General features: G+C 39.9%; 1 protein-coding gene. It reads left to right on the top strand.

Annotated elements, in window-relative coordinates:
- Positions 1–32: 32 nt before the first annotated feature.
- A complete protein-coding gene (locus G4P69_RS40165; protein WP_208355282.1) occupies positions 33–1178 on the top strand; it encodes an NACHT domain-containing protein in 1146 nt (381 codons plus the stop codon).
- Positions 1179–1229 lie beyond the last annotated feature (51 nt).

The following is a 1229-nucleotide window of genomic DNA, read 5'->3' as shown; positions in this document are numbered from 1 at the left end:
AAAATAGAGTTATATAGAAGTGGTTTAGCTAGGTGAATCCCTCAGATACTCAAGAACAGCACAGCCAGTTTTTAGAAGCAATGGCAACACAGTACAGTTTCACGGGTGATACGCGAACTGTATTTCTTTGTCGCTTTGATCAGGCGAACGGCGGTAAAGACAATACTGCCCTAGCAAGATCTATTGCCTGGAGTAGAACGCCTGACGATGGAGCGCAAAAACTACAAGACGAGTTGAAGAAAATCTGTAATGTTTTGCAACAGGCTGGTTGTTCAATTAACCAACCAACTAGCAGAGGGAGACAACCTAAAGGTAACAGTCCTTGGGAACAAGCACTCAAATGGCTATGGGAAACCAAATATCCAGAATGGCAGCAAAGGCAGAATCTAGAAAGTATTAATGAATACCTAGAAAGAGAGATTCAACCCAAGCCGGATGAAACAATTTTTGATGAACAAGAGATTACATTTCGAGACTTGTATGTGTCTTTGAAGGTCAGGTTACTTGATGGAAGTGGCAATCCTATTAAAGATCTAGATATAAATGGCAATCCCATCAAAGATAAAGACCCTATTGACCTTGAAAAGTGGGCTAAAGAGACACTTAATAACAAGCACAAAGACAAGAAAATCTTGTTTATTCAAGGAGATGCAGGGCGAGGAAAGAGTGTCTTTTGCCGAATGTTTGCTGATTGGGTTAGGGAAAATTGGCACACTCGGAGCAACTTGCAACCATCTTTTACACCCATTGTCATTAAATTGAGACATCTTAAGGTATTGGAGAATACTCTCACCAAAACCTTTGAAAATTATTTAGAAACCTATGACTTTGTTAAGAATCCCAGTTGGTTGACAGATAAAAATACCCGATTTTTGTTTTTCCTAGATGGATTTGATGAACTGTTACTAGAGGGACGTGCTAGTGGTGGAATTAAGGAATTTTTGCAGCAGGTAGAGCATTTTCAGCAAAGTAGTCATCATCAGTTTATAGTCACTGGTCGTCCTTTAGCACTACAGGGGATTGACCGTCTCATTAACCAAACAAAAAGTTTGGAGAGAGCCGAAATTCAACTAATGGACGATACTATTCGAAAAGCATGGTTAAAAAAACTAGAACCGCAAAATTTACTAGAGAGGGTGACAGATTCGAGTAAACTAGGGAACACAGAGAATAGATGAGCAGATCACAATGGCAAGAAAAACCCCTCACCCAGAAGCAACATCGTTTGA

The sequence above is a fragment of the Aetokthonos hydrillicola CCALA 1050 genome (genome assembly GCF_017591665.1).
Classification (GTDB): domain Bacteria; phylum Cyanobacteriota; class Cyanobacteriia; order Cyanobacteriales; family Nostocaceae; genus Aetokthonos; species Aetokthonos hydrillicola.
Note: the sequence above shows the minus strand (reverse complement) of the source record. Positions and strands in the feature narration are given on the sequence as shown.